Annotated in this window: 19 protein-coding genes; 11 read left to right on the top strand and 8 right to left on the bottom strand. The window is 60.3% G+C overall.

Translation table 11 applies throughout. The features are described from left to right. Positions 1–229: 229 nt before the first annotated feature. The gene (locus ACA062_RS15060; RefSeq protein WP_497457101.1) at positions 230–1,351 is read left to right on the top strand and encodes a polymorphic toxin type 44 domain-containing protein; all 1,122 of its coding nucleotides are present in this window, start codon (positions 230–232) and stop codon (positions 1,349–1,351) included. Between the two features lie 73 nt (positions 1,352–1,424). Here the strand turns inward: ACA062_RS15060 and ACA062_RS15055 are convergent, their stop codons facing one another. After that, positions 1,425–1,913, bottom strand: a complete 489-nt coding sequence (locus tag ACA062_RS15055) for a hypothetical protein (protein ID WP_497457100.1) — start codon at positions 1,911–1,913, stop codon at positions 1,425–1,427. Between ACA062_RS15055 and ACA062_RS15050 the strand changes: the two genes are divergently transcribed. The 7 genes from ACA062_RS15050 (at position 1,907) to ACA062_RS15020 (ending at position 8,023) form a co-directional block, all read left to right on the top strand. Beyond that, the gene (locus tag ACA062_RS15050) at positions 1,907–2,290 is read left to right on the top strand and encodes a hypothetical protein (RefSeq protein ID WP_497457099.1); all 384 of its coding nucleotides are present in this window, start codon (positions 1,907–1,909) and stop codon (positions 2,288–2,290) included. The two genes, ACA062_RS15055 and ACA062_RS15050, sit on opposite strands and share 7 nt — an antisense overlap. A gap of 466 nt (positions 2,291–2,756) precedes the next feature. Continuing rightward, positions 2,757–3,296, top strand: a complete 540-nt coding sequence (locus ACA062_RS15045) for a thiamine pyrophosphate-binding protein (RefSeq protein WP_497457098.1) — start codon at positions 2,757–2,759, stop codon at positions 3,294–3,296. Next, a complete protein-coding gene (locus tag ACA062_RS15040) occupies positions 3,284–3,880 on the top strand; it encodes a thiamine pyrophosphate-dependent enzyme (RefSeq protein WP_497457097.1) in 597 nt (198 codons plus the stop codon). Before ACA062_RS15045 ends, ACA062_RS15040 begins: the two co-directional genes overlap by 13 nt. A gap of 66 nt (positions 3,881–3,946) precedes the next feature. Further along, on the top strand, positions 3,947–5,110 hold the full coding sequence (locus tag ACA062_RS15035) for an acyl-CoA dehydrogenase family protein (RefSeq protein ID WP_497457096.1): 1,164 nt from the start codon (positions 3,947–3,949) through the stop codon (positions 5,108–5,110). Positions 5,111–5,128: 18 nt separating this feature from the next. After that, on the top strand, positions 5,129–6,331 hold the full coding sequence (locus ACA062_RS15030; RefSeq protein ID WP_497457095.1) for a CaiB/BaiF CoA transferase family protein: 1,203 nt from the start codon (positions 5,129–5,131) through the stop codon (positions 6,329–6,331). Positions 6,332–6,368: 37 nt separating this feature from the next. Further along, positions 6,369–7,211, top strand: a complete 843-nt coding sequence (locus tag ACA062_RS15025) for an HTD2 family dehydratase (RefSeq protein ID WP_497457094.1) — start codon at positions 6,369–6,371, stop codon at positions 7,209–7,211. Further along, positions 7,208–8,023 carry an HpcH/HpaI aldolase/citrate lyase family protein gene (locus tag ACA062_RS15020; RefSeq protein WP_497457093.1) on the top strand — a complete coding sequence of 272 codons (816 nt, stop codon included), beginning with the start codon at positions 7,208–7,210 and terminating at the stop codon, positions 8,021–8,023. The genes ACA062_RS15025 and ACA062_RS15020 overlap by 4 nt, the downstream gene beginning before the upstream one ends. Positions 8,024–8,067: 44 nt before the next feature. On the opposite strand, the gene ptrR is transcribed toward ACA062_RS15020, so the two are convergent. Next, a complete protein-coding gene (gene ptrR, locus ACA062_RS15015) occupies positions 8,068–8,946 on the bottom strand; it encodes a putrescine utilization regulator PtrR (RefSeq protein ID WP_497457092.1) in 879 nt (292 codons plus the stop codon). Between the two features lie 100 nt (positions 8,947–9,046). Between ptrR and ACA062_RS15010 the strand changes: the two genes are divergently transcribed. Beyond that, positions 9,047–10,438: an aldehyde dehydrogenase family protein gene (locus ACA062_RS15010; protein WP_497457091.1), complete on the top strand. Its 1,392-nt coding sequence runs from the start codon at positions 9,047–9,049 to the stop codon at positions 10,436–10,438. 163 nt (positions 10,439–10,601) lie between these two features. Here ACA062_RS15010 and ACA062_RS15005 read toward each other — a convergent pair whose 3' ends face one another. The 4 genes from ACA062_RS15005 to ACA062_RS14990 are packed head-to-tail and all read right to left on the bottom strand — an operon-like array spanning position 10,602 to position 14,406. Next, entirely contained in the window at positions 10,602–11,687 is a 1,086-nt protein-coding gene (locus tag ACA062_RS15005; protein WP_497457090.1) for a polyamine ABC transporter substrate-binding protein, read from the bottom strand. Positions 11,688–11,747: 60 nt separating this feature from the next. Then, positions 11,748–12,089: a cupin domain-containing protein gene (locus tag ACA062_RS15000; RefSeq protein WP_497457089.1), complete on the bottom strand. Its 342-nt coding sequence runs from the start codon at positions 12,087–12,089 to the stop codon at positions 11,748–11,750. Positions 12,090–12,133: 44 nt separating this feature from the next. Next, positions 12,134–13,540: an NAD(P)/FAD-dependent oxidoreductase gene (locus ACA062_RS14995; RefSeq protein WP_497457088.1), complete on the bottom strand. Its 1,407-nt coding sequence runs from the start codon at positions 13,538–13,540 to the stop codon at positions 12,134–12,136. A 50-nt stretch (positions 13,541–13,590) separates the two neighbouring features. Beyond that, positions 13,591–14,406 (bottom strand): helix-turn-helix domain-containing protein, encoded by an 816-nt coding sequence (locus ACA062_RS14990; RefSeq protein ID WP_497457087.1) that lies wholly within the window; start codon positions 14,404–14,406, stop codon positions 13,591–13,593. Between the two features lie 267 nt (positions 14,407–14,673). On the opposite strand from ACA062_RS14990, the gene ACA062_RS14985 reads away from it, so the two are divergent. Further along, on the top strand, positions 14,674–14,949 hold the full coding sequence (locus ACA062_RS14985; RefSeq protein ID WP_497457086.1) for a DUF1652 domain-containing protein: 276 nt from the start codon (positions 14,674–14,676) through the stop codon (positions 14,947–14,949). A gap of 132 nt (positions 14,950–15,081) precedes the next feature. Here the strand turns inward: ACA062_RS14985 and ACA062_RS14980 are convergent, their stop codons facing one another. Next, a complete protein-coding gene (locus ACA062_RS14980) occupies positions 15,082–17,556 on the bottom strand; it encodes a UvrD-helicase domain-containing protein (RefSeq protein ID WP_497457085.1) in 2,475 nt (824 codons plus the stop codon). A 236-nt stretch (positions 17,557–17,792) separates the two neighbouring features. Between ACA062_RS14980 and ACA062_RS14975 the strand changes: the two genes are divergently transcribed. Beyond that, positions 17,793–18,488 (top strand): pirin family protein, encoded by a 696-nt coding sequence (locus ACA062_RS14975; protein WP_497457084.1) that lies wholly within the window; start codon positions 17,793–17,795, stop codon positions 18,486–18,488. A 194-nt stretch (positions 18,489–18,682) separates the two neighbouring features. Here the strand turns inward: ACA062_RS14975 and pgm are convergent, their stop codons facing one another. Beyond that, on the bottom strand, positions 18,683–20,329 hold the full coding sequence (gene pgm, locus ACA062_RS14970; RefSeq protein ID WP_497457083.1) for a phosphoglucomutase (alpha-D-glucose-1,6-bisphosphate-dependent): 1,647 nt from the start codon (positions 20,327–20,329) through the stop codon (positions 18,683–18,685). Positions 20,330–20,423 lie beyond the last annotated feature (94 nt).

Genomic DNA, 20,423 nt, shown 5'->3' with positions numbered 1-20,423 from the left:
TCCTCTTATTCAATGTCATTGCCCTGACAGGCAAGCGCCACAGCACGCACGCCCAGGCGATAAGGGAAAAGCAGCCAAAACTCCCAAGGATCAGGATCATGGAAATGAGTTCACCCTCGCACCTGTCGTATACCAACGAAGTCTCCTCTGCATTGCTCCTCACTCTGAATAAATCACCGTTCTCGCAGCAGCTTGCCGGCTTCAGCGAACAGCTCCCATCGAGGACTGAATGATGGGACGTGGCGCTGCCAACGGAATTGGACAAGGGCTTCACGGTGACCTGACGACCACCGGAGCGGTGTGCATCAGCAGCTTGCCCAATGCGGCACAAGGCGGACGCGGGGTGTTGCGGCTCGGGGATAAAACCACCCCTTGCAAGCAATGCGGCAAAGCCGGCGTCATCATCGACAGTCTGCCCGCGATGAAATGGAATGGGATACCGACCGTACTGGACGGGGCGCTAATCCACTGCGACTGCCCGCCAGGCAGCAACCGGCTTATTGCACCGATCGAACGATCGCGAGCTCCAGGGGCAGCCGCTCGCTCAGCAGCCCAGCCAGATAGCAGCCCAACGACAAGGGCCCAACCGGCCGATTCAACGCTAGCAGAGAAAGCCGCTGCTCCTTTCGCCAACTCCGGCGCAGCAACAAGTCCTGCGGACTGCAATCATCCTGACCAGATGGAAGAACTTGCCGCCTACATCGCTGGCGAGATGAATCGAAACATCCAGCATCCAGCCGTGTTGAAAATGAAGGAGCTGATCAACTACGACAGCAGCGCACAGGCCAGGAAATTTCAGGCGTTACCCTGGTACGCCAGACTGGCCGGGCCACCGAATTTCAACAGCATCGCATTGGCGAAAAAGCTGGAGGCGATGGCGATCTGGACTAAGCAAGTGGGTCAAAATATGGAGTGGGATCACAAGCCGAAGCTGGAGGCGATGTACAACGGTGTCGTGCGTCACAAGCAAGGGAAGTACGAGTACTACTACGATATCTGGTCGAACATTCACTATGGGTACATTGGCATTGCAGGAGGGCTTTCAGAAAGTTTGCTACTGGACGGTGCCGGGGCTGAACAAATCGCCTCGGACTCCCTGCGCAAGGTTGATGAGTTACTAACAAAACCCAAAGAAGAAAGAAAACGCCTCGGCCCCCGTCCTACAGGCAGTCCTTGGACGAAGTTGCGATCATGGGATGATGTGGCTGATAGAGTATCGATCAGCATCGGCACGAAGCTTGCCAACCAGCACCCCAATGGCGGAATAACCGCGCAGATGATCATGAATGAAGTGTTGGCAGTTGCTCCAGAAAACTGGGGAGATGGTGTCCGTGTCCACGTCTGCAAATAAACCTCGATCACGTTATATACGGTGGCTGTGGATTCCGTTGTTACCGCTACTGCTGCCACTGCTGGTGCTTCTGCTAATCGCCCTCTGGCAAATCATTGTGCTGCCCACGGCAACCATCCATTACTCCAAGAATGGCGTAGACGAACTGCGGTTCATCTGGAACGTGCAACACCGGATATACAAAGGCGGCCTGCCCCCAGGCACCAGCACAAGGGATCATGGCTTCTTGTTTCCAGATGAGAAGTTCTTCATGGAAATTTCCTGGTGGAACGATGGCGCTCTCCGACACTGCGTCAACATAACCCCGAAGTGGCCCGATACGCACATCTACCTCGATGCCAACGGCGACATTGACCACAGCGAAGGCAGCGGTACGGATTCGGATCGACTGAAACAATGCATCACGGACACCGCGCCCCCTTGAAAGATGCAAAAGGCTGAAAATCACGAATGAAGTGTTGTCCGCCACTCCGATGAAAATGTAGGAAAAAGTTCGTGTCCCTGTCTGTAAATAAACCCCGTATACGGTGCATGTGGTGGCTATGGATTCCGTTGTTGCCACTACTGCTGCCGCTGCTGGTATTGCAGTTAATGGTCCTCTGGAATATTTATGTACTACCCACTGCAACCGTCCATTACCCCAAGGATGCGGTGAAGGAGCTGCGGTACACATGGAACGTCCAAGACCGGATATACAGGGCACGGATGTCCCCCGGTGGCGCCGTTAGTGACCACGGATTTCTATTCCCTGATGCCGAGTTCTTCATGGAGTTTTCTTGGGCTGCCGAGAACGAGCGCTGGCACTGCATCAGCATCACCCCGCAATGGCCCAACATGCACATATACCTTGACGCCGACGGCAACATTGATATGCGAGGAGGGAGCGGCACTGACATAGATAGGTTGAAAGAGTGTCAATGGGATTTGGCAAAACCCTAACGTGAGAAGGAACTGCCCTGCTCTGTTCTGCGTTGAACCCTCTCTTTCCCTATTGCTCGGGATAAACCGGAGAGCGCTGCGTTTATCCAAAAAACACGCGTTATCGTTGACGTCCATCGTCGGAACACCGCCTGGAGCTAGCTCGCTCCGACAGTGCGTAGACATGCCGAACACAGAACCTGTGGCGAGGGAGCTTGCTCCCGTTCGGCTGCGCAGCAGTCGTAAAACCTGAGAATGCGGTACGCCTGACACAACAGGCACGCAGGTTTTAGGGCCGCTGCGCGCCCCAGCGGGAGCAAGCTCCCTCGCCACAGATGCTCGCCACATTTAAATTCAGGCTCGTTCCCATCACCGCCCAGCTATACCAAACGGGCATATCTCAAAGACAAAAACGGTAGTCGCAGTTCACTTCCAGCACTCCCAGAATGTGTGAAAACACAAAAGCAGCACTGCTTGGGAGATGGGCATGTCAACAGAAGCTGAACACACCGTAGGGCAAGACTGGCAGGAGGACGTGTTCCGCGTGCTCAAGGCCCACGACGTCAAACACGTGGTCTTCGTCCCGGATGCAGGCCACTCGGCGGCCATCCGCATGTCGTATGCAGACCCGGACATCAAGGCCGTCGTCCTCACCACCGAAGAAGAAGGCATCGGCTACCTCGCCGGCGCCTGGCTGGGCGGAGAGCGCGGCGCGCTGTTGATGCAGTCCAGTGGCGTCGGGAACTGCATCAACACCCTGGCGCTTCAAGTCTGTGCCGGCTTCCCATTGCTGATGGTGGTCACCATGCGCGGCGACTGGGCGGAGTTCAACGCCTGGCAGAACCCGATGGGCCAGGCCACCGAAGCCTCGCTGAACCTGATGAAGGTCCTGACCTGGCGCGCGGACGCCCCTGAAGATGTAGCCCCGCTGCTGCACGGTGCCGCGACCATGGCCTTCAACGGTGATTGCGCCACTGCCCTGCTGCTCGGTCAGCGCCTGATTGGAGAAAAGAAATGGGTCAAGTAAGCGCAAACCACACCCTGTGCCGCCGTGAAGTGGTCAAGGCGTTGCTGGCCGACCGCAAAGACGTGCTGGTGGTGACCGGTCTGGGCTCGGCGTCTTACGACGTCATGGCCGCCGGTGACAACGTTCTGAATTATTACCTGTGGGCCGCCATGGGCAGTGCAATCACGGTGGGCCTGGGCCTGGCCAATGCGCAGCCGAACAAGTCGGTGGTGGTGGTCACCGGTGACGGCGAGCTGCTCATGGGCTTTGGCGCTCTGGCAACCGTCGCGTTGCAAAAGCCTGCCAACCTGACCATCGCGGTGTTGGATAACGGGCATTTTGGTGAGACCGGCATGCAGGTCAGTCACGCCGGTTTCGGTATTTCCCTGGACCAGGTCGCGAAAACCTGCGGCTTCAGCTGGACCAATGAAATCCGCGACATGGAGGGCGTGCACGACCTGCGCGAGCGCTTCGCAACCCGCGATGGCGTCAAGCTCGCGACGATCAAGATCAAAGCGCAAAACCCGCCACGGGTGCTGCCACCGCGCGACGGGCACTACATCAAGAATCGCTTTCGTGCTGCCCTGGGTTTCAACCCGATCTGATTGCTCTTTGCCCGGACCCGCTCACGCAGGGCAGAAACCGTGCGTGACGCGCTGAGGAGAATAATAATGACTGACCGTAACTCTGAAGAACTCACTTCCATCCGCGAGGGCGTACGTGCCCTGTGCGCTGAATTCGATGCGGCTTACTGGCGCAAGGTCGACGAAGAAAAAGGCTTCCCTGAAACCTTCGTCAAGGCCCTGACCGACGCTGGCTGGCTGGCGGCGATGATCCCTGTCGAATACGGCGGCTCCGGCCTCGGTCTGGCCGAAGCCTCGGTGATCCTCGAGGAAGTCAACCGCTGCGGCGGCAATTCCGGCACCGTTCACGGGCAGATGTACAACATGTTCACCCTGCTGCGCCACGGCAGCGAGGCGCAGAAAAGCTATTACCTGCCGAAACTGGCCAGCGGTGAATTGCGCCTGCAATCGATGGCCGTGACAGAGCCCACCACCGGCACCGACACCACCAAGATCAAGACCACGGCGGTCAAGCGCGGCGACAAGTACGTGATCAACGGCCAGAAGGTCTGGATCTCGCGGGTCCAGCATTCCGACCTGATGATCCTGCTGGCGCGCACCACGCCTTTGGCCGAGGTGACGAAAAAGTCCGAAGGCATGTCGATCTTCCTGGTCGACCTGCGCGAAGCCATCGGCAACGGCCTGACCGTGCAACCGATCGCGAACATGGTCAACCACGAGACCAACGAGTTGTTCTTCGACAACCTGGAGATCCCCGTGGACAGCCTGATCGGCGAGGAAGGCAAAGGCTTCCGGTACATCCTCGACGGCCTGAATGCCGAACGCACCCTGATCGCCGCCGAGTGCATCGGCGACGGTCGCTGGTTTATCGAGAAGGCCAGTGCCTATGCCCGCGACCGCGTGGTGTTCGGCCGACCGATCGGGCAGAACCAGGGCGTGCAATTCCCCATTGCCGAAGCGCATATCGAGATCGAGGCCGCCGACCTGATGCGCTGGCGTGCCTGCGAGGAATACGACAACGGCGAGAACGCCGGAGCCAGTGCGAACATGGCCAAGTACCTGGCGGCAAAGGCCTCCTGGGAAGCCGCCAACGCCTGCTTGCAGACCCACGGTGGTTTTGGTTTCGCCTGCGAATACGACGTCGAGCGCAAGTTCCGCGAAACCCGCCTGTATCAGGTCGCCCCCATCTCCACCAACCTGATCCTGTCGTACGTTGCCGAACACCTGCTCGAACTGCCGCGCTCTTTCTGATAACAAGAGAGATAAATCATGAGCCAGCCCAAAAGCATCCGCCCACTCGATGGCATCACCGTCGTCAGTCTCGAGCATGCCATTGCCGCGCCTTTCTGCACTCGACAACTGGCCGATCTCGGTGCCCGTGTGATCAAGGTCGAACGTCCAGGCGTCGGCGATTTCGCCCGGGGCTACGACCAGCGCGTCAACGGCCTGGCCTCGCACTTCGTCTGGACCAACCGCTCGAAAGAAAGCCTGACCCTCGACCTCAAACAAGACCCGGCTACCGAGGTGCTGGACGGTCTGCTGGCCACCGCCGATGTGTTCGTGCAGAACCTCGCACCCGGTGCCGCTGCGCGAATGGGCCTCTCGTTCGAGGCGCTGCATCAACGTTTTCCGCAGCTGATTGTGTGTGACATCTCAGGCTATGGCGCGGGAGGCCCCTATGAAAAGAAAAAAGCCTACGACCTGTTGATCCAAAGCGAAGGCGGCTTTCTGTCGGTGACCGGCGGCTCGGGCGAAGCAGAAATGGCCAAGGCCGGATGCTCGATCGCCGACATCGCGGCCGGCATGTACGCCTACACCGGCATCCTCTCCGCACTGCTGCTGCGCGGGCGAACCGGTGAAGGCAGTCACCTCGATGTGTCGATGCTGGAAAGCCTGGTCGAGTGGATGAACTACCCGATGTACTACGCCTACGACGGTGCGCCGCCGCCCCCACGCGCCGGCGCCGCCCATGCCACGATTTATCCCTATGGCCCCTTCCCCATCGGTGACGGCACCACGGTCATGCTGGGTTTGCAAAACGAACGTGAATGGCAGTTGTTCTGCGACAAGGTGCTGCTGGCGCCGGAACTGGCCAAGGACGAGCGCTTTTGTGCCAACTTCAAACGGGTCGAAAACCGTCACGCGTTGCGGGACTTGATCGTCGAGTCGTTCTCGACCCTCAACTTCGATGCGGTCATTGATCGACTGGACCATGCGCAGATTGCCAACGCCCGGGTCAACTACATGCAAGGGGTCTGGGATCATCCACAACTCCGGGCCCGTGAGCGCTGGCGGCAAGTCGAGACCGCTGCCGGCGCGGTGCCTAGCCTGTTACCGCCGGGCAGCAACAGTGCGTTCGAGCCACGCATGGATGCCGTACCGGGCCTTGGCCAACACACCGAACAGGTGCTCAGGGAGCTGGGATGGGGGACGGACCGCATCGAACAACTGCGTGCAGCCGGGGCGATCTAGCCGCGACCACGACCACTGACCGACAGGAAAATTAGCGATGAGCCGTTTAGATTTTTCAGCCTGGATTGGACGTCGCCAGGAATGCCAGGACCGGATCAGTCTGAACCTGGTGAAACGCATTGCCGCGACATTGAACGAAATGACGCCGCAGCCCGGCGAACCGCTCCCACCCCTGTGGCACTGGGCGTTCTTTCAGGAACCGGTGGCAGCCAGCGAGCTGGGCCCGGACGGTCATCCCGCGCTCGGCGGCTTCCTGCCGCCGGCCCACAACCGCAATCGCATGTGGGCCGGCAGCCGTATCGAGTTCTACCAGCCGCTGAAGGTGGAGGCGCAGGTGACCTGTGTCTCGACCATTATCAATGTCGAAGAGAAGCACGGCCGCACCGGGTCGTTGCTGTTCGTCACGGTACGCCATGAGTATTTCCAGGACGGCCAGCGCGCCCTGCAGGACGAGCAGGACATCGTCTACCGCGAACCGACTCCACCCAAACTGATCGGCACCGAAGTGCTCCCCGAAGGCCAATGGCAGGAGCAGGTCGAACCCTCCCCGACGTTGCTGTTCCGCTATTCCGCAGTCACCTTCAATGGCCACCGGATTCACTATGACTGGCCCTATGTCACCGAGGCCGAAGGCTATCCGGGGCTGGTGGTGCATGGGCCATTGATCGCTACCCTGAACCTGCGTGCCTTTACCCGGGCGCACCCTCGCGCGCGACTGGAGCGCTTTACCTTCCGAGGGCTTCGACCGCTGTTTGCACCCCAGCCCTTCGAGGTCGGCGGGCGTTTGCTCGGCAACGGCAAGGCGCAGGTCTGGGCCGGGAATCAGGACGGCACCGCGCAGATCGGGGAAGTCGAGTTCAGCGAGGGAGAAACACCATGAACCTGTCGATCGTTCGCTCCGCCCTGTTTGTCCCGGCCACGCGCCCCGAGCGCATCCCCAAAGCCATCGCGACTGGCGCGGATCGGGTCATTGTCGACCTGGAAGATGCCGTGCAGGAAAACCTCAAGGATCAGGCCAGGGACAATCTGCAGCGCTTCTTGAGTGAAAACCGGCAGGCGCGGATTCTGGTGCGAGTGAATGCCCCGGATCACCAGGCGCATGCTGCGGACCTGCAGCTATGCCGCCAGCATGCCGGCGTGATCGGAGTCTTGCTGCCCAAGGCCGAAAGCGCGGCACAGGTGCATGCAGCGGCCAGCACTGGCAAACCGGTCTGGCCGATCATCGAGAGCGCCAAAGGCCTGGCTGCACTCCACGACATTGCCGGCGCCCCGGGTGTCGAGCGCTTATCGTTCGGCAGCCTTGATCTCGGCCTGGACCTGAACCTGACCACCGGTAGCCGCGCCGCCGAAGCGTTCCTCAGCCATGCCCGCTACGCGGTACTGCTCGGCACCCGGGTTGCCGGCCTGGCCCCGGCGCTGGACGGTGTCTTCCCCTCGATCCAGGACACCGCAGGTCTGCATGACGCCGTACAGTTTGCCCGCGACATGGGGTTTGGCGGCGCGCTGTGTATCCATCCGAGCCAGGTGGCGATCATCCATCAAGCGCTGACACCCAGCCCTGAAGAACGGCACTGGGCGCAGCGCATCATGGAGGCCGCGACCTTGGGCGAAGGGGTTTTCGTGCTGGATGGGCAAATGGTCGATGCGCCGGTCATTGCGCGCGCTCAAGCGATCCTCGGGCGCGCGAATTAGCACAAGGTTATTCACCAACGGGAGCAGCACCCGCTCCCGTTTGCTTACGCCTCTTCCCGCACCACCCCTCGCTCCTCCAGCAGGCGCACGAACATGGTCAGGCTTTGCGACACCGTGCCCCGGCGCCACACCAGCCAGGTGCGCAGGAACCGGAACGACTCCGACAATGGCCAGACACTCACCGTGGCGCACCCGGGCATGCTCTCGAGCATGCTGCGGGGCATCAGCGCCAGGCCGGCTCCGGCGCTGACGCAGGCCAGCATGCCGTGATAAGACTCCATCTCGAAAATCCGCCCGGGCACCGCTGCATCCTTGGCGAACCAGCTTTCGAAGTGATGCCGATAGGAACAATTGGAGCGGAATGCATAAATGCTCTCGCCGTTGACGTCCTGCGCGCGAAGAATGGGGCCATGGTTCAGCGGCGCGATGAGCACCATCTCTTCCTCAAAGGCAGGCACCCCTTCCAGGGCCGGGTGCAACACCGGACCGTCGACAAAGGCGGCGGCCAGCCGGCCCGACAGCACGCCGTCGATCATGGTCCCGGAAGGTCCGGTGGACAGATCCAGTTCGACCTTGGCGTAGCGCTGGTTATAGGCGGCCAACAGTTCGGGGATGCGTACCGCCGCGGTGCTCTCCAGCGAGCCCAAGGGGAACGAGCCTTGCGGCTCCTCGCCCGCCACTGTGGCACGGGCTTCCTGGACCAGGTCGAGGATACGCCGGGCATAGTCGAGAAAACTCCACCCGGCCGGAGACAAGCGCAGACGGCTCTTCTCGCGGATAAACAGGTCCACGCCCAGGTCCAGCTCCAGCTGCTTGATCCGCGTCGTCAGGTTCGAAGGCACCCGGTGTATGTGCTGGGCGGCCACGCTGATACTGCCGTGCTCGGCCACGGCTTTGAAAATCTCGAGCTGTACCAGATCCAAGTCATTCTCCAAACGTGAACGATATACTCAGTATTATTCAGTTTCCAGAACCAGCTCGCCAGCTTAATCTGAGCCTATACCCACCCAGCAGGACGGTGCCATGAGCCAGATTTCCAGCCTCACCCATGCCATTTCGATCAACCCCGCCAACGGCGAGCAGGTCGGCCACTACCCATTCCAATCCGCATCGGACCTGGACGCCGCCCTGGCCCGCGCCGCGGCCGGATACTCGATCTGGCGCCGTACGCCTGTCGAGCAACGTGCCCAGGCCTTGGTCGTTCTCGCCCGGACACTGCGCGACAACGCCGCCACAATGGCGAACATGATCACCGTGGAGATGGGCAAGCCCATCGCCCAGGCGCGCGGCGAAATCGAAAAGTGCGCACAGCTGTGTGAATGGTATGCCGAACACGGCCCGGCCATGCTGACCGCCGAGCCGACGCTGGTCGAAGGCGGCAAGGCGCGCATCGAATATCGCCCGCTGGGGTCGATTCTGGCGGTGATGCCGTGGAACTTCCCGATCTGGCAAGTGCTGCGCGGTGCGGTACCAGCCTTGATCGCCGGCAACACCTACGTCCTCAAGCATGCGCCAAACGTAATGGGATCAGCCTATTTGCTGCGTGATGCCTTGCAGCGCGCCAACTTCCCGCAAGGCGTGTTCGAGGTGATCAATGTCACGCCGGACGGTGTCTCCACGGCGATCGCCGATCCCCGCATCGCCGCGGTGACCCTCACCGGCAGCGTGCGCGCCGGCATGGCCATTGGTGCCCAGGCCGGTGCCGCCATGAAGAAGTGCGTGCTGGAACTGGGTGGCTCAGATCCGTTCATCGTGCTCAACGACGCCGACCTGGATGAAGCAGTCAAAGCCGCCGTCATTGGCCGTTACCAGAACACCGGGCAAGTCTGCGCGGCGGCCAAGCGCCTGATTGTCGAGCAGGACATCGTCGAGGAATTCACGCGCAAGTTCGTCGAAGCCACCCGCCAACTGGTGGTCGGCGATCCATTGGCGGCCGAGACCTATATCGGTCCCATGGCCCGTTTTGATCTGCGCGACGAACTGGATCAACAAGTGCGCGACACCCTGGAAGAAGGCGCGACCTTGCTGATGGGCGGCAAGAAGGCTGAAGGTCCTGGCAACTATTACGAGCCTACGGTATTCGCCGATGTCACCGACCAGATGACCTCGTTCAAACAGGAGCTGTTCGGCCCGGTCGCCTCGATCATTACCGCGCGAGATGCCGCCCATGCCCTGGCATTGGCCAACGACAGTGAGTTCGGACTGGCCGCGACCATTTACACGCGCAACGTCGAGCTGGCGCAGCAGATGGCCGGAGAACTGGAAACCGGCGGTGTGTTCATCAATGGCTACTGTGCCAGCGACCCGCGCGTAACCTTTGGCGGCGTGAAGAAAAGCGGCTTTGGCCGGGAGCTGTCGCATTTCGGCGTCCGCGAGTTCTGCAATGCCCAGACGGTGTGGCTGGATCGGCGTTGATCGCTTGAAGACAACCGCAGGTCCCTTTTGCTGATGCCAAGCGCTCCCACAGCGCACCTTTGCCGGCCTCGGGATTGGTGTACGACCCGATTACCTGTGGGAGCTGGCTTGCCAGCGATGGCGGTCTGACGGCCGACCGGGATTTCGATGGTGTACGCGATCGTCAGCTCCCCGACCGGATCTTGTTCCAGACACGCGTGCGAATCCGGTCGACATTCAGCGGCATCGCTTCCAGCGCAAACAATTTCCCCATCATCTCCGGGCTCGGATAGACCTTGGTGTCGTTCTTGATTGCCGGGTCGATCAGGCTATCGGCTTGTTGGTTACCGTTGGCATAGCGCACATGGTTACTGATGCTGGCCATGACGTCCGGCCGCAACAGGTAATTCATGAAGGCATAGCCGGCCTTCTCATCCGGAGCATCGGCAGGCATGGCCACCATGTCGAACCAGATGGCCGAGCCTTCCTTGGGAATCGAATAGCCGATCTCGATGCCGTTGTTGGCTTCCTTGGCACGACTTTCCGCTTGCAGGATGTCGCCGGAGAAACCGACGGCCACGCAGATGTCACCATTGGCCAGGTCGCCGGTGTACTTGGACGAGTGGAAGTAGCTGACGTACGGCCGGACTTTGATCAACAGCGCTTCGGCCTTTTTATAGTCGTCCGGGTGCTTGCTGTGATGCGGCAGCCCCAGGTAGTTCAGCGCTGCCGGCAGCAGTTCCGGGCCGTTGTCGAGGATGGCCACGCCACACTTCTGCAGTTTTTCCATGTACTGCGGCTTGAAGATCAGGTCCCAGGAATCCACTGGCGCGTCATCACCCAATACCGCCTTGACCTTGGCAATGTTGTAGCCGATGCCGGTGCTGCCCCACAGGTACGGGAACCCGTGCTCGTTGCCCGGATCGTTGGTCTGCAAGGCGTCGAGCAGCACCGGATTGAGGTTTTTCCAATTCGGCAACTGGCTCTTGTCGAGCGTCTTCAGCGCCCCGCCCTGAATCTGCCGCGCCATGAAGTGATTGGACGGGAACACCACGTCGTAACCGGAGTTGCCGGTCATCAGCTTGCCATCGAGGGTTTCGTTGCTGTCATAAACGTCGTAACTGAACCCGATGCCGGTTTCCTTCTGGAAGTTTTTCGTGGTGTCCGGGGCGATGTAGCTCGACCAGTTGTAGATCTTGACGGTTTCGGCCGCCTGGCCGAGGGTCGCTACGAGTGCCAAGGGGGCCAGAGTCAGGGTCTTTCGGATCATGAGTCGATTCCTGTAGGGGTTGTGTTGTTTTTATTGGAGTGGTTGCAGGCAATCAGCTGATCAAAAAATCAAGACGTAGGTCTTGCGCACGGTTTCCTGGATGTCCCAGACACCGAGGCTGTTGGCAGGCAACATCAGTGCATCGCCGGCTTCTATGTAGAGGGTTTCTCCATCATCCGGGGTGAAGGTGCAGCGTCCCTGGATGAAGTGACAGAATTCCTGGACAACGATCTGCCGTCGCCAGCGTCCCGGGGTGCACTCCCAGACGCCGGTTTCGACGCCGTCGTCGCGTTCGACACTGGTGGTCGAGGCCACCGCCACCGGTGCGCCCAGTGGCACGGCGACCGGGTTCGATTCTTCCAGCTGCAGGGTTGCGGTGTTCTTGAATTGTGTAATGCCCATGGGAGTACCTGTCGATAAAGCCTGATAAATGAAGAGCGCGCCGTTTAATGCATGAAACCTTCCATGAACCCCGCCACGCCGCTGGCGAGCTTGCGCCGCCATGGCGCGGTAGCCGGGTTGGCCAGGGTCTGGTCTTCGTGGACGAAGCTGCGGATGATCGCGTTGTAGCCGAGCCAGCGGCAGGGTTCCGGCTCCCAGGCCTTGAGCGCCTCGAGACCGCCTTCGGGGATGACCCACGGCTGGCGCACCAGCTCGCTATCGCGCTGCAGAATCAGGTCGGCCAGCGTGCGCCCGCCGAGGTTGCTGGCGCCCACCCCCTCGCCGCCATAACCACCGGACAAGGCAATGCCGCTGGCTTGGTCACAGAGCATGTGCGGCTGGAAACGCCGGGACATACCCAGGTTGCCGCCCCAGGCGTGGGTGATTTGCACGCTCTTGAGTTGAGGGAAGAGTTCGCCGAACAGATAGCGCCGTAACTCGACCTCGCTGCGGGTCAGGTCAAAGTCGTGGCGCAGCTTGCCGGCGAACTGATAACCGCCACGCGCACCGAACACCAGGCGGTTGTCCGCCGTGCGCTGGCCATAGGTGACCTGGCGGCTGCTTTCGCTGAAGGCCTGGCCGTGACTGAGGCCGATTTCATCCCAGGTCGCGGCGGACAGCGGTTCAGTGGCGACGATCAAGCTTTGCACCGGCAGTTGATAGCGCCCCAACGGCGGCAGCGTGACCGCGTAGCCTTCCACCGCCGGCACGATCCACTGGCAGCGCACCCCGGCTTTCGCCGTGCGCAGGCTACCCGACTGCCAGTGCGTGACCGGGCTGTTCTCGTAGATTGCCACGCCCATGCGCTCGACCGTCCGGGCCAGCCCTCGCACCAGTTTGGCCGGGTGAATAGTTGCGACGTGCGGCGCGTAGATCCCGCCATAAGGCTTGGCGATCCGGATCTGTTGCGCCAGCTGCTCGGGGTTGAGCCAGCGATAATCGCTTTCGGTCAGGCCCTGGCGGTAAAGCGCGTCCAGGTAATGACGCAGGCTGGTTTCCTGCTCCGGATAACGGGCGGCGCAATACAAGGCTCCGCCCTTGCGGTAATCGCAGTCGATGCCTTCACGTTCGATGACAGTCGCGACCGCATCCGGAATACCGTGCAACAGATCGACAGAAGTCCGGCGCTGCTCGGGCGCCAAGTGGGCGAGCAAGCGATCCTCGCCCAACAGGTTCCCCATCAACCAACCGCCATTGCGTCCCGAGGCGCCAAAACCGGCGGTCTGCGCTTCGACGATGGCAATGTTCAGCCCAGGCGCCTGGCGTTTGAGGTAATACGCGGTCCAGAGGCCAGTGTACCCCGCGCCAATGATCGCCACGTCGACGTCCAGATCCCGGTCCAGCGCCGGTCGCGCCAACAAGGGCTCGTCGAGTAGATCCATCCACAAACTGATAGTGCGCCACGCCGACATGCCAGACTCCGCCACTCAAACTTCGATGGCGTCGATCCTAGTGCGTGGACCTAGAGGCTGTCTTGCGCGCGTGCACGCAAAGAAATTTGTCTGGCGTAGGCCTTGGGCGAGAGGCCGGTGTGCTGGCGGAAACATTTGTAGAACGCCGACAGTGAATTGAAGCCGGCGGCAAAGGCCAGTTCGTCGATGCGCAATGGCGGCATGGCACCCTCCAGCGCCGCGAGCAGATGTTGCAGTCGCGCCTGGTTTACGTATTGGTAGAAGCTCTGGCCAAGCACCTGATTCAGTAGATAGGACATCTGGTTGCGGCTGTACCCGCACTCCCCGGCCACCCGCTGCAGGTCGAGTTCGGGATCCAGATAGGGCTGGCGCTTCTGGAAATACTGTTGCAGGTCTTGCGCCATGAAACTCAGCTGCCGTGGCGACAGACCGAGTCGACTGACAGCCGGACGCTGGCTGCCGGCGGTGTTGCTGGCGGGCTGCTCATGCACCAGGGAGGCGTATTCGTTGACCCGCCAGATCAGCCCGTCACGTACGGTGATCGCCTCGCTGGCCCGGAACGACACCAGGCCTTCGCCGCCGCGCAGGGTGATGCGGTATTGAATAAACGCGGTGTTGCCATCCAGGCGAATACGGTCGGAGTGCTCCAGGGCTTCATCCGGATCCCGTGGCATGCTGCCGCGCACGTACTCATGCAATTCGTCGAGGCCCATCACCCGGTTCTGGAAAAAGTCGTTGTATTGGACATCGGGGTGAAACAGCGCCATGACACCGTCCAGATCCCGGTGTTTCCAGCGCAGGTGGTAACGCATCACCGTCTCGCCCGTCGCCTGGGTTTGCAACGGCCCATCATCATCGGCGTGCATAAGGGACTCGACGAAAAAAAAACCGAGCTTGCCGAAATTCCGCCCCGGCTACAATGGCTACACCATGCCGACCCTGCCCAAAAAAAAAAACAGCCAAGTATGACTTGCGTCAAAAAAAACTGAACCAATCGCTAAACAGCCTGAAAAATCCACATTATTTTCACATGCAGATGCTACTTTTAATGGCAGTCACCGGTTGAGCCAATGAAGGCTCTTCCCTCCTAACATGAGCTAACGGAAGCGCTCGATGAAGAAGGCGGGCTACACATGAATAAAGGGTTAAATAACAAAGTCACCTTTCCAAACGCCTGCCAGCTGATGCGCTGGCATTTTCATCCCATGGGTTTCGAGGCGAGCATGGATGCGCCGGGCAGTATGATTGCCCGTCTGTTTGACCGTGCCAGTGGCGAGACCATGATCGCCATCGCCGGTATCCCCTGCGCGACGGTCATGACTGCGGCGGATGTAGAGCGGATAATCGAAGCGGTGGAGGATGAGCTTGAGGCTTTCATTCCGCCGATGGCCCTCAGGAGTTATGCCTGAAGGCTGAATAACCCACAACAAGCCCACTGTAGGAGCGAGCTTGCTCGCGAAAAACCCGAGGGCCGCGCGTTCATCCAGGCAGCACGCGTTATCGTTAACGTCCTTCGCGAGCAAGCTCGCTCCTACAGGGGTTCACGCCGATGTCTTGCCTTGGCGGTGATCGACGAAGAATGCCTTGCCCTTGCCGATCCGGTCGGAGGCCTTGGGCATGTTGGCCGCCTGGGTGTCCTGACCGTCGACATACCAGTAGCAGTGACTCACCGCCCGAGTGATGCCGACATAAGCCAGGCGCAGGATCTCGTCTTTCTGCGCATTGTCATACGCTTCGCTGTCGCCCGCCTTGCCCAGACCCGCCATGCGGTAGACCTGGTTCTTGTAGGGTGAACGGGTCAGGTGCTGACAATCCCCCAGCAGAAACACCGCGTCCGCCTGAAGCCCCTTGGCACTGTGGTAGGTCAATTGTTTCAGCCGCCGCGCGTCATGGGGCAAGCTAGAATCTACATTAACTACAGGATGAATATGCTGCTCTATCAATGCCTTATCGCTACTTTTTCGATAAAGCATCAAGATTGTATCGCCCTTTTTATAGTGCTCGATCAAGCGTGTGGCCATGCCTGGATCATCCCGATCGAGCACATTGACCGGCAGCAACGCCTTCGGTTCGCCACTGGCCTTGGCCTTCTTGCCCGCGATCGCTGGTGCGGCGCGCACGATATGTTCGGCGGCATCGATGATGTGCTGGTGACTGCGGTAGTTTTCGCTGAGCATGACCCTGGTCGTGCCCGGTGACGGGAATTCCTTGCTGAATTCCATGAAATAGGTCGGCGAACTGCCGCGCCAGCCATAGATGGACTGCCAGTCATCGCCGACACAGAGCAACGACGAATGTTGCGCACCACGTCCCACATGCATGGCTGGCCCACGACCGCGGATCTCGGCCAGGCTGGCGCGAATCCAGGAGACGATCTGCGGCGAAACGTCCTGGAATTCATCGATCATCAGATGCGACATCGGCCGCAGCAGCTCATCGCTCAGCAGTTTCAGATTCTCCGGCGAATGCTCGCTGAACAAGGCGAACATCCGGTTGTAAGTCATCACCGGCGGTTTCTGGTCCAGCAGATGGTCTTCCAGCGCTCGCCAGTACAGGCTCAAGGCCTCGAAGAAAAACCGGTCCGGGTCATCCTTGGCAAAACTCATCTGCCCTACGGCGCCCGGAACATCCAGCCCGAGATTCTCGATAAACCCCGCCGCCGCCACGAAACAATCCAGCAGCGGTGCCGAAGCAAGCTCGCCCTTGACCTTGTAATCGAAGCCGGGACCGGCGCTGGCATCGCCTGCAAGAGAGGCCAGCACACGCCTTGATGACTCATAACTATCCAGCCATATTAGAGGCTTACGGCAGAAAGCTTGAAACAGAGTGCGCTTTACTGCCCATTCCGCGCGCACGGAAAGCTTGGCGTTCGGACGGCTGACCTGCGGGTTTTCCCGGGGATCGAAACCCAGCACCACCCAGGCGTCCAGACTTGGAATATAGCCGTGGCAATGGAAGGTGGCGCCGTTGATATCGAACGTCTGGCGATTGGGCTCGATGCCCTTGATCGGCCAGGCACCAGCGCGAAACCACAGATCCTCGATGACATCGCACAGCTCTTCATCACGCTTGGCCGCCAGTTCGGTCACGGCCATGCGTTTTTGTACGTCCGGGTGATCACGCTCCAGCTCCTTGAGTTGCAAGGCGTGACGCGACAAAGGCTTGATCAGTTCACGAAAACGCTCATCCCGGGTGTGCAGGCTGTGATAGCAGGCGTTGAGCTGCTGGCGCTGGGCATCATTGATGCGCAGGTCGAACGGATTGCTGTCGACTTCCTCGTCGCCGGTTTGTGCACGGCTGCTGAGGTTTTCAAAGGCTTGCAGCCGCTCGAAGCCCGGCAGGCTGCGAACCATTGGCAGGATGCGCGAGTGGAACGTGCGCACCAGATCCCGCGCCTCCTTGAGACTGAGCGCCCGCCCCCAAAGCGCAAACAGTTCGACCAGCTTGCCGATGAAGTCCTTGCGCGACTCACGGGTAAAGGTCACCACCGTCATCGAGCTCAACTCGAAGCCCAGATAGTGGCTCAGCAGCAAAATCCGCAACACCAGCGTGGTCGACTTGCCCGCACCCGCCCCCGCAATCACCGAGGTCGAGGGGGTGTCGCTGAAGATCATCTTCCACTGAGCGGCGCTGGGCTGGGCGTGCGGCGCCAGCAATCGGGCAACGTCAGCTTTCATGCGCTTCTTCAACTCGGCATTCAGTGGCAGGCGCCAGTCGTCGAACAGATTGGCGTCGACACTGGGCGGCCGATGCTCGGTGGAGCGTGAATCGCGGATCAGCAATACCTGCCGGCCCTCCTCAAGTCCTTCAAGCTTGCCTTCCTTAAAGCCGTAATCGACGCCGGCGCTATGCCCGCTGCGAAAGCCGTCAGCCTGGCCGTGCAGCCAGGACGCGCGATGTTGCGCCCGCAGGCGCGTCAGGCCATGGCCAAAGAACCGGGCGGCCAGACGCTTGAGCCATGGCATCTCGGCCAGTGGACGAAGTTCGGGAGGAAGATCGGGGGTGTGTTGCGGCACGCGGACTGACTCCAGGGTGTGAGGCTGTTAGGTCTATGGTGTCTGCATTTGCCAATGAGTTCTAGTGAAATGCTTACAGGTCATTGGCTTATGCGCTGAAGTGAAGGTTGGGTGAGAACGGGTCGAGCCGCTAAATCATCAACTAATTCGATTGTATTCAGGCATTTTTTACGCTTTTTATCGATCGGTAGCTGGCAGATGATGCTCGTCATCAACCATCCTTTGCGGAGACGATCATGCTTGAACTCAGACCCTTCAACTCCCTGGGCGGCGCCAACCACGGCTGGTTGGATGCCCACCACCACTTTTCGTTCGCCGAGTACCACGATCCGAAACGCATGAACTGGGGCAACCTGCGGGTATGGAACGACGATGTGATTACCGCGGGTACCGGTTTCCCGAAACACCCGCACCGGGACATGGAAATCATCACCTATGTCCGTGAAGGCGCAATTACTCACGAAGACAATCTGGGCAACAAGGGTCGTACCGAAGCGGGCGACGTTCAGGTCATGAGCGCCGGTACCGGAATCGCCCACAGCGAGTACAACCTGGAAGCCACCGCGACCCGGATCTTCCAGATCTGGATCATCCCCAATGAATCTGGCCTGGCACCGTCGTGGGGCGCCAAGCCTTTCCCCAAGGGCCAGCGCGAAGGTTTCGTGACCCTGGCCAGCGGCAAGTCCGGCGACGATCAGAGCCTGCGGATCCGTGCCGATGCTCGACTGGTGGCCGCTAACCTGAAGGCCGGCGAATCCGCCGAGTATCGCCTGGACAACGGCCGTCGCGCCTACCTGGTACCGGCGACCGGGGTCATTGAAGTCAATGGCTTGCGTGCACAAGCTCGAGACGGGGTGGCGGTGGTCGATGAGCAGGTGTTGCGGGTGACGGCGATCGAGGACAGTGAAATCGTGCTGGTGGATTTGGCTTGATTGTGTGAATGCAGGGTAAAAAAAAGGACGACCGTGTGGGGTCACCCCTTTTTTTATCTAGCGGAATTTATGGTGGTGACGGTACCGACGCCTTCGCTGGCAAGCCAGCTCCTACAGGGGATCATGTTCGACACAGAATCTGTGTTCACTGGGGATCACTGTGGGAGCGGGCTTGCCCGCGATGAGGCCCTCACTTATTTCACAGAAATTGCGCCATCCACCAGGGTTTGAGCCTCGGCAACCAACTGCTTGAGGTGCTCGTCACTGACAAAGCTCTCGGCGTAGATCTTGTAGATATCTTCCGTACCCGACGGCCGCGCCGCGAACCAGCCATTCTCGGTCATGACTTTCAAGCCACCGATGGCCTGGTCGTTACCCGGCGCATGGCTGAGAATGCTCTGGATGGCTTCGCCCGCCAGTTGGGTCGAGGTCACCTGATCCGGCGACAATTTGCTAAGCAAGGCTTTCTGCTCCGGATTGGCCTTGGCGTCGACCCGCACCGAGAACGGTTCGCCCAGTTCATCGGTCAGGGCGCGATAGGCCTGGCTTGGGTCGCGACCGGTGCGGGCGGTCATTTCCGCTGCCAGCAAGGCCGGGATCAAGCCGTCCTTGTCGGTGCACCAGACGCTGCCATCCTTGCGCAGGAACGAAGCGCCGGCGCTTTCTTCGCCACCAAAGCCCAGAGAGCCGTCGAACAACCCCTCGGCGAACCACTTGAAGCCGACCGGTACTTCGTACAGCCGCCGACCCAGGCGCTTGGCGACGCGATCGATCAAGCCGCTGCTGACCACGGTTTTACCCACGGCTGCATCGGCGCGCCATAGCGGTCGGTTCTGGAACAGGTAATCGATGGTCACCGCCAGGTAATTGTTCGGCGCCAGCAGGCCCCCGGACGGGGTCACGATGCCATGGCGATCGTGATCCGGATCACAGGCAAATGCCACGTCGAAGCGTTCTTTCAGGCCGATCAGACCTTGCATCGCATAAGGCGACGATGGGTCCATGCGGATCTGCCCGTCCCAGTCGACGGTCATGAAGCGGAACGTGGAATCCACCTCTTTATTGACCACTTCCAGGTCCAGACGGTAATGCTCGGCAATCGCCGACCAGTAGCGCACCCCTGCTCCGCCCAGCGGATCGACGCCCAGATGCAACCCGGCATCGCGAATGGCATCGAAGTCGATCACGTTGACCAGGTCGGCAACATAGGTGTTGAGGTAATCGTGACGATGGGTGGTGCCCGCCTTCAGCGCCTGCTCGTAGCTGATGCGCTTGACGCCGGCCAGCTTGTTGCCGAGCAGTTCGTTGGCCTTGGCTTCGATCCACTTGGTGATGTGGGTATCGGCCGGGCCACCGTTGGTGGGGTTGTATTTATAGCCACCGCTTTGCGGCGGGTTGTGGGACGGCGTGATCACGATGCCGTCCGCCAGGCCCGACGTGCGCCCGCGGTTGTAGCAGAGGATGGCATGGGAAATGGCCGGCGTAGGGGTGTATTCGTCACCTTCGGCGATCATCACCGTCACGCCGTTGGCAGCCAGCACCTCGAGGGCGCTGGCCCCGGCCGGGGTGGACAGCGCGTGGGTGTCGATACCGACAAACAGCGGGCCATCAATGCCCTGGGCTTCGCGGTACAGGCAAATCGCCTGGCTGATCGCCAGCACGTGCCATTCGTTGAAACTCAAGTCGAACGAGCTGCCTCGGTGCCCGGACGTGCCGAAGGCTACGCGCTGGGTGGAGATGGCGGCATCAGGCTGGCCGGTATAATAGGCCGTTACCAGTCGCGGGATGTCGACCAACAGTTCTGCCGGTGCCGGTTTGCCCGCAAAAGGACTGAGTGTCATTGCAAAACCTCGGGAATAGAGTGGGTCAGGAATTGGCGCAGTTTACTGGCAGTTTGACCGCAGCGCGATATTAACGATCCCGCAAGCGACGCTA

This window comes from Pseudomonas sp. LBUM1679 (assembly GCF_059695565.1).
This window is presented reverse-complemented; position numbering and strand designations above follow the sequence as displayed.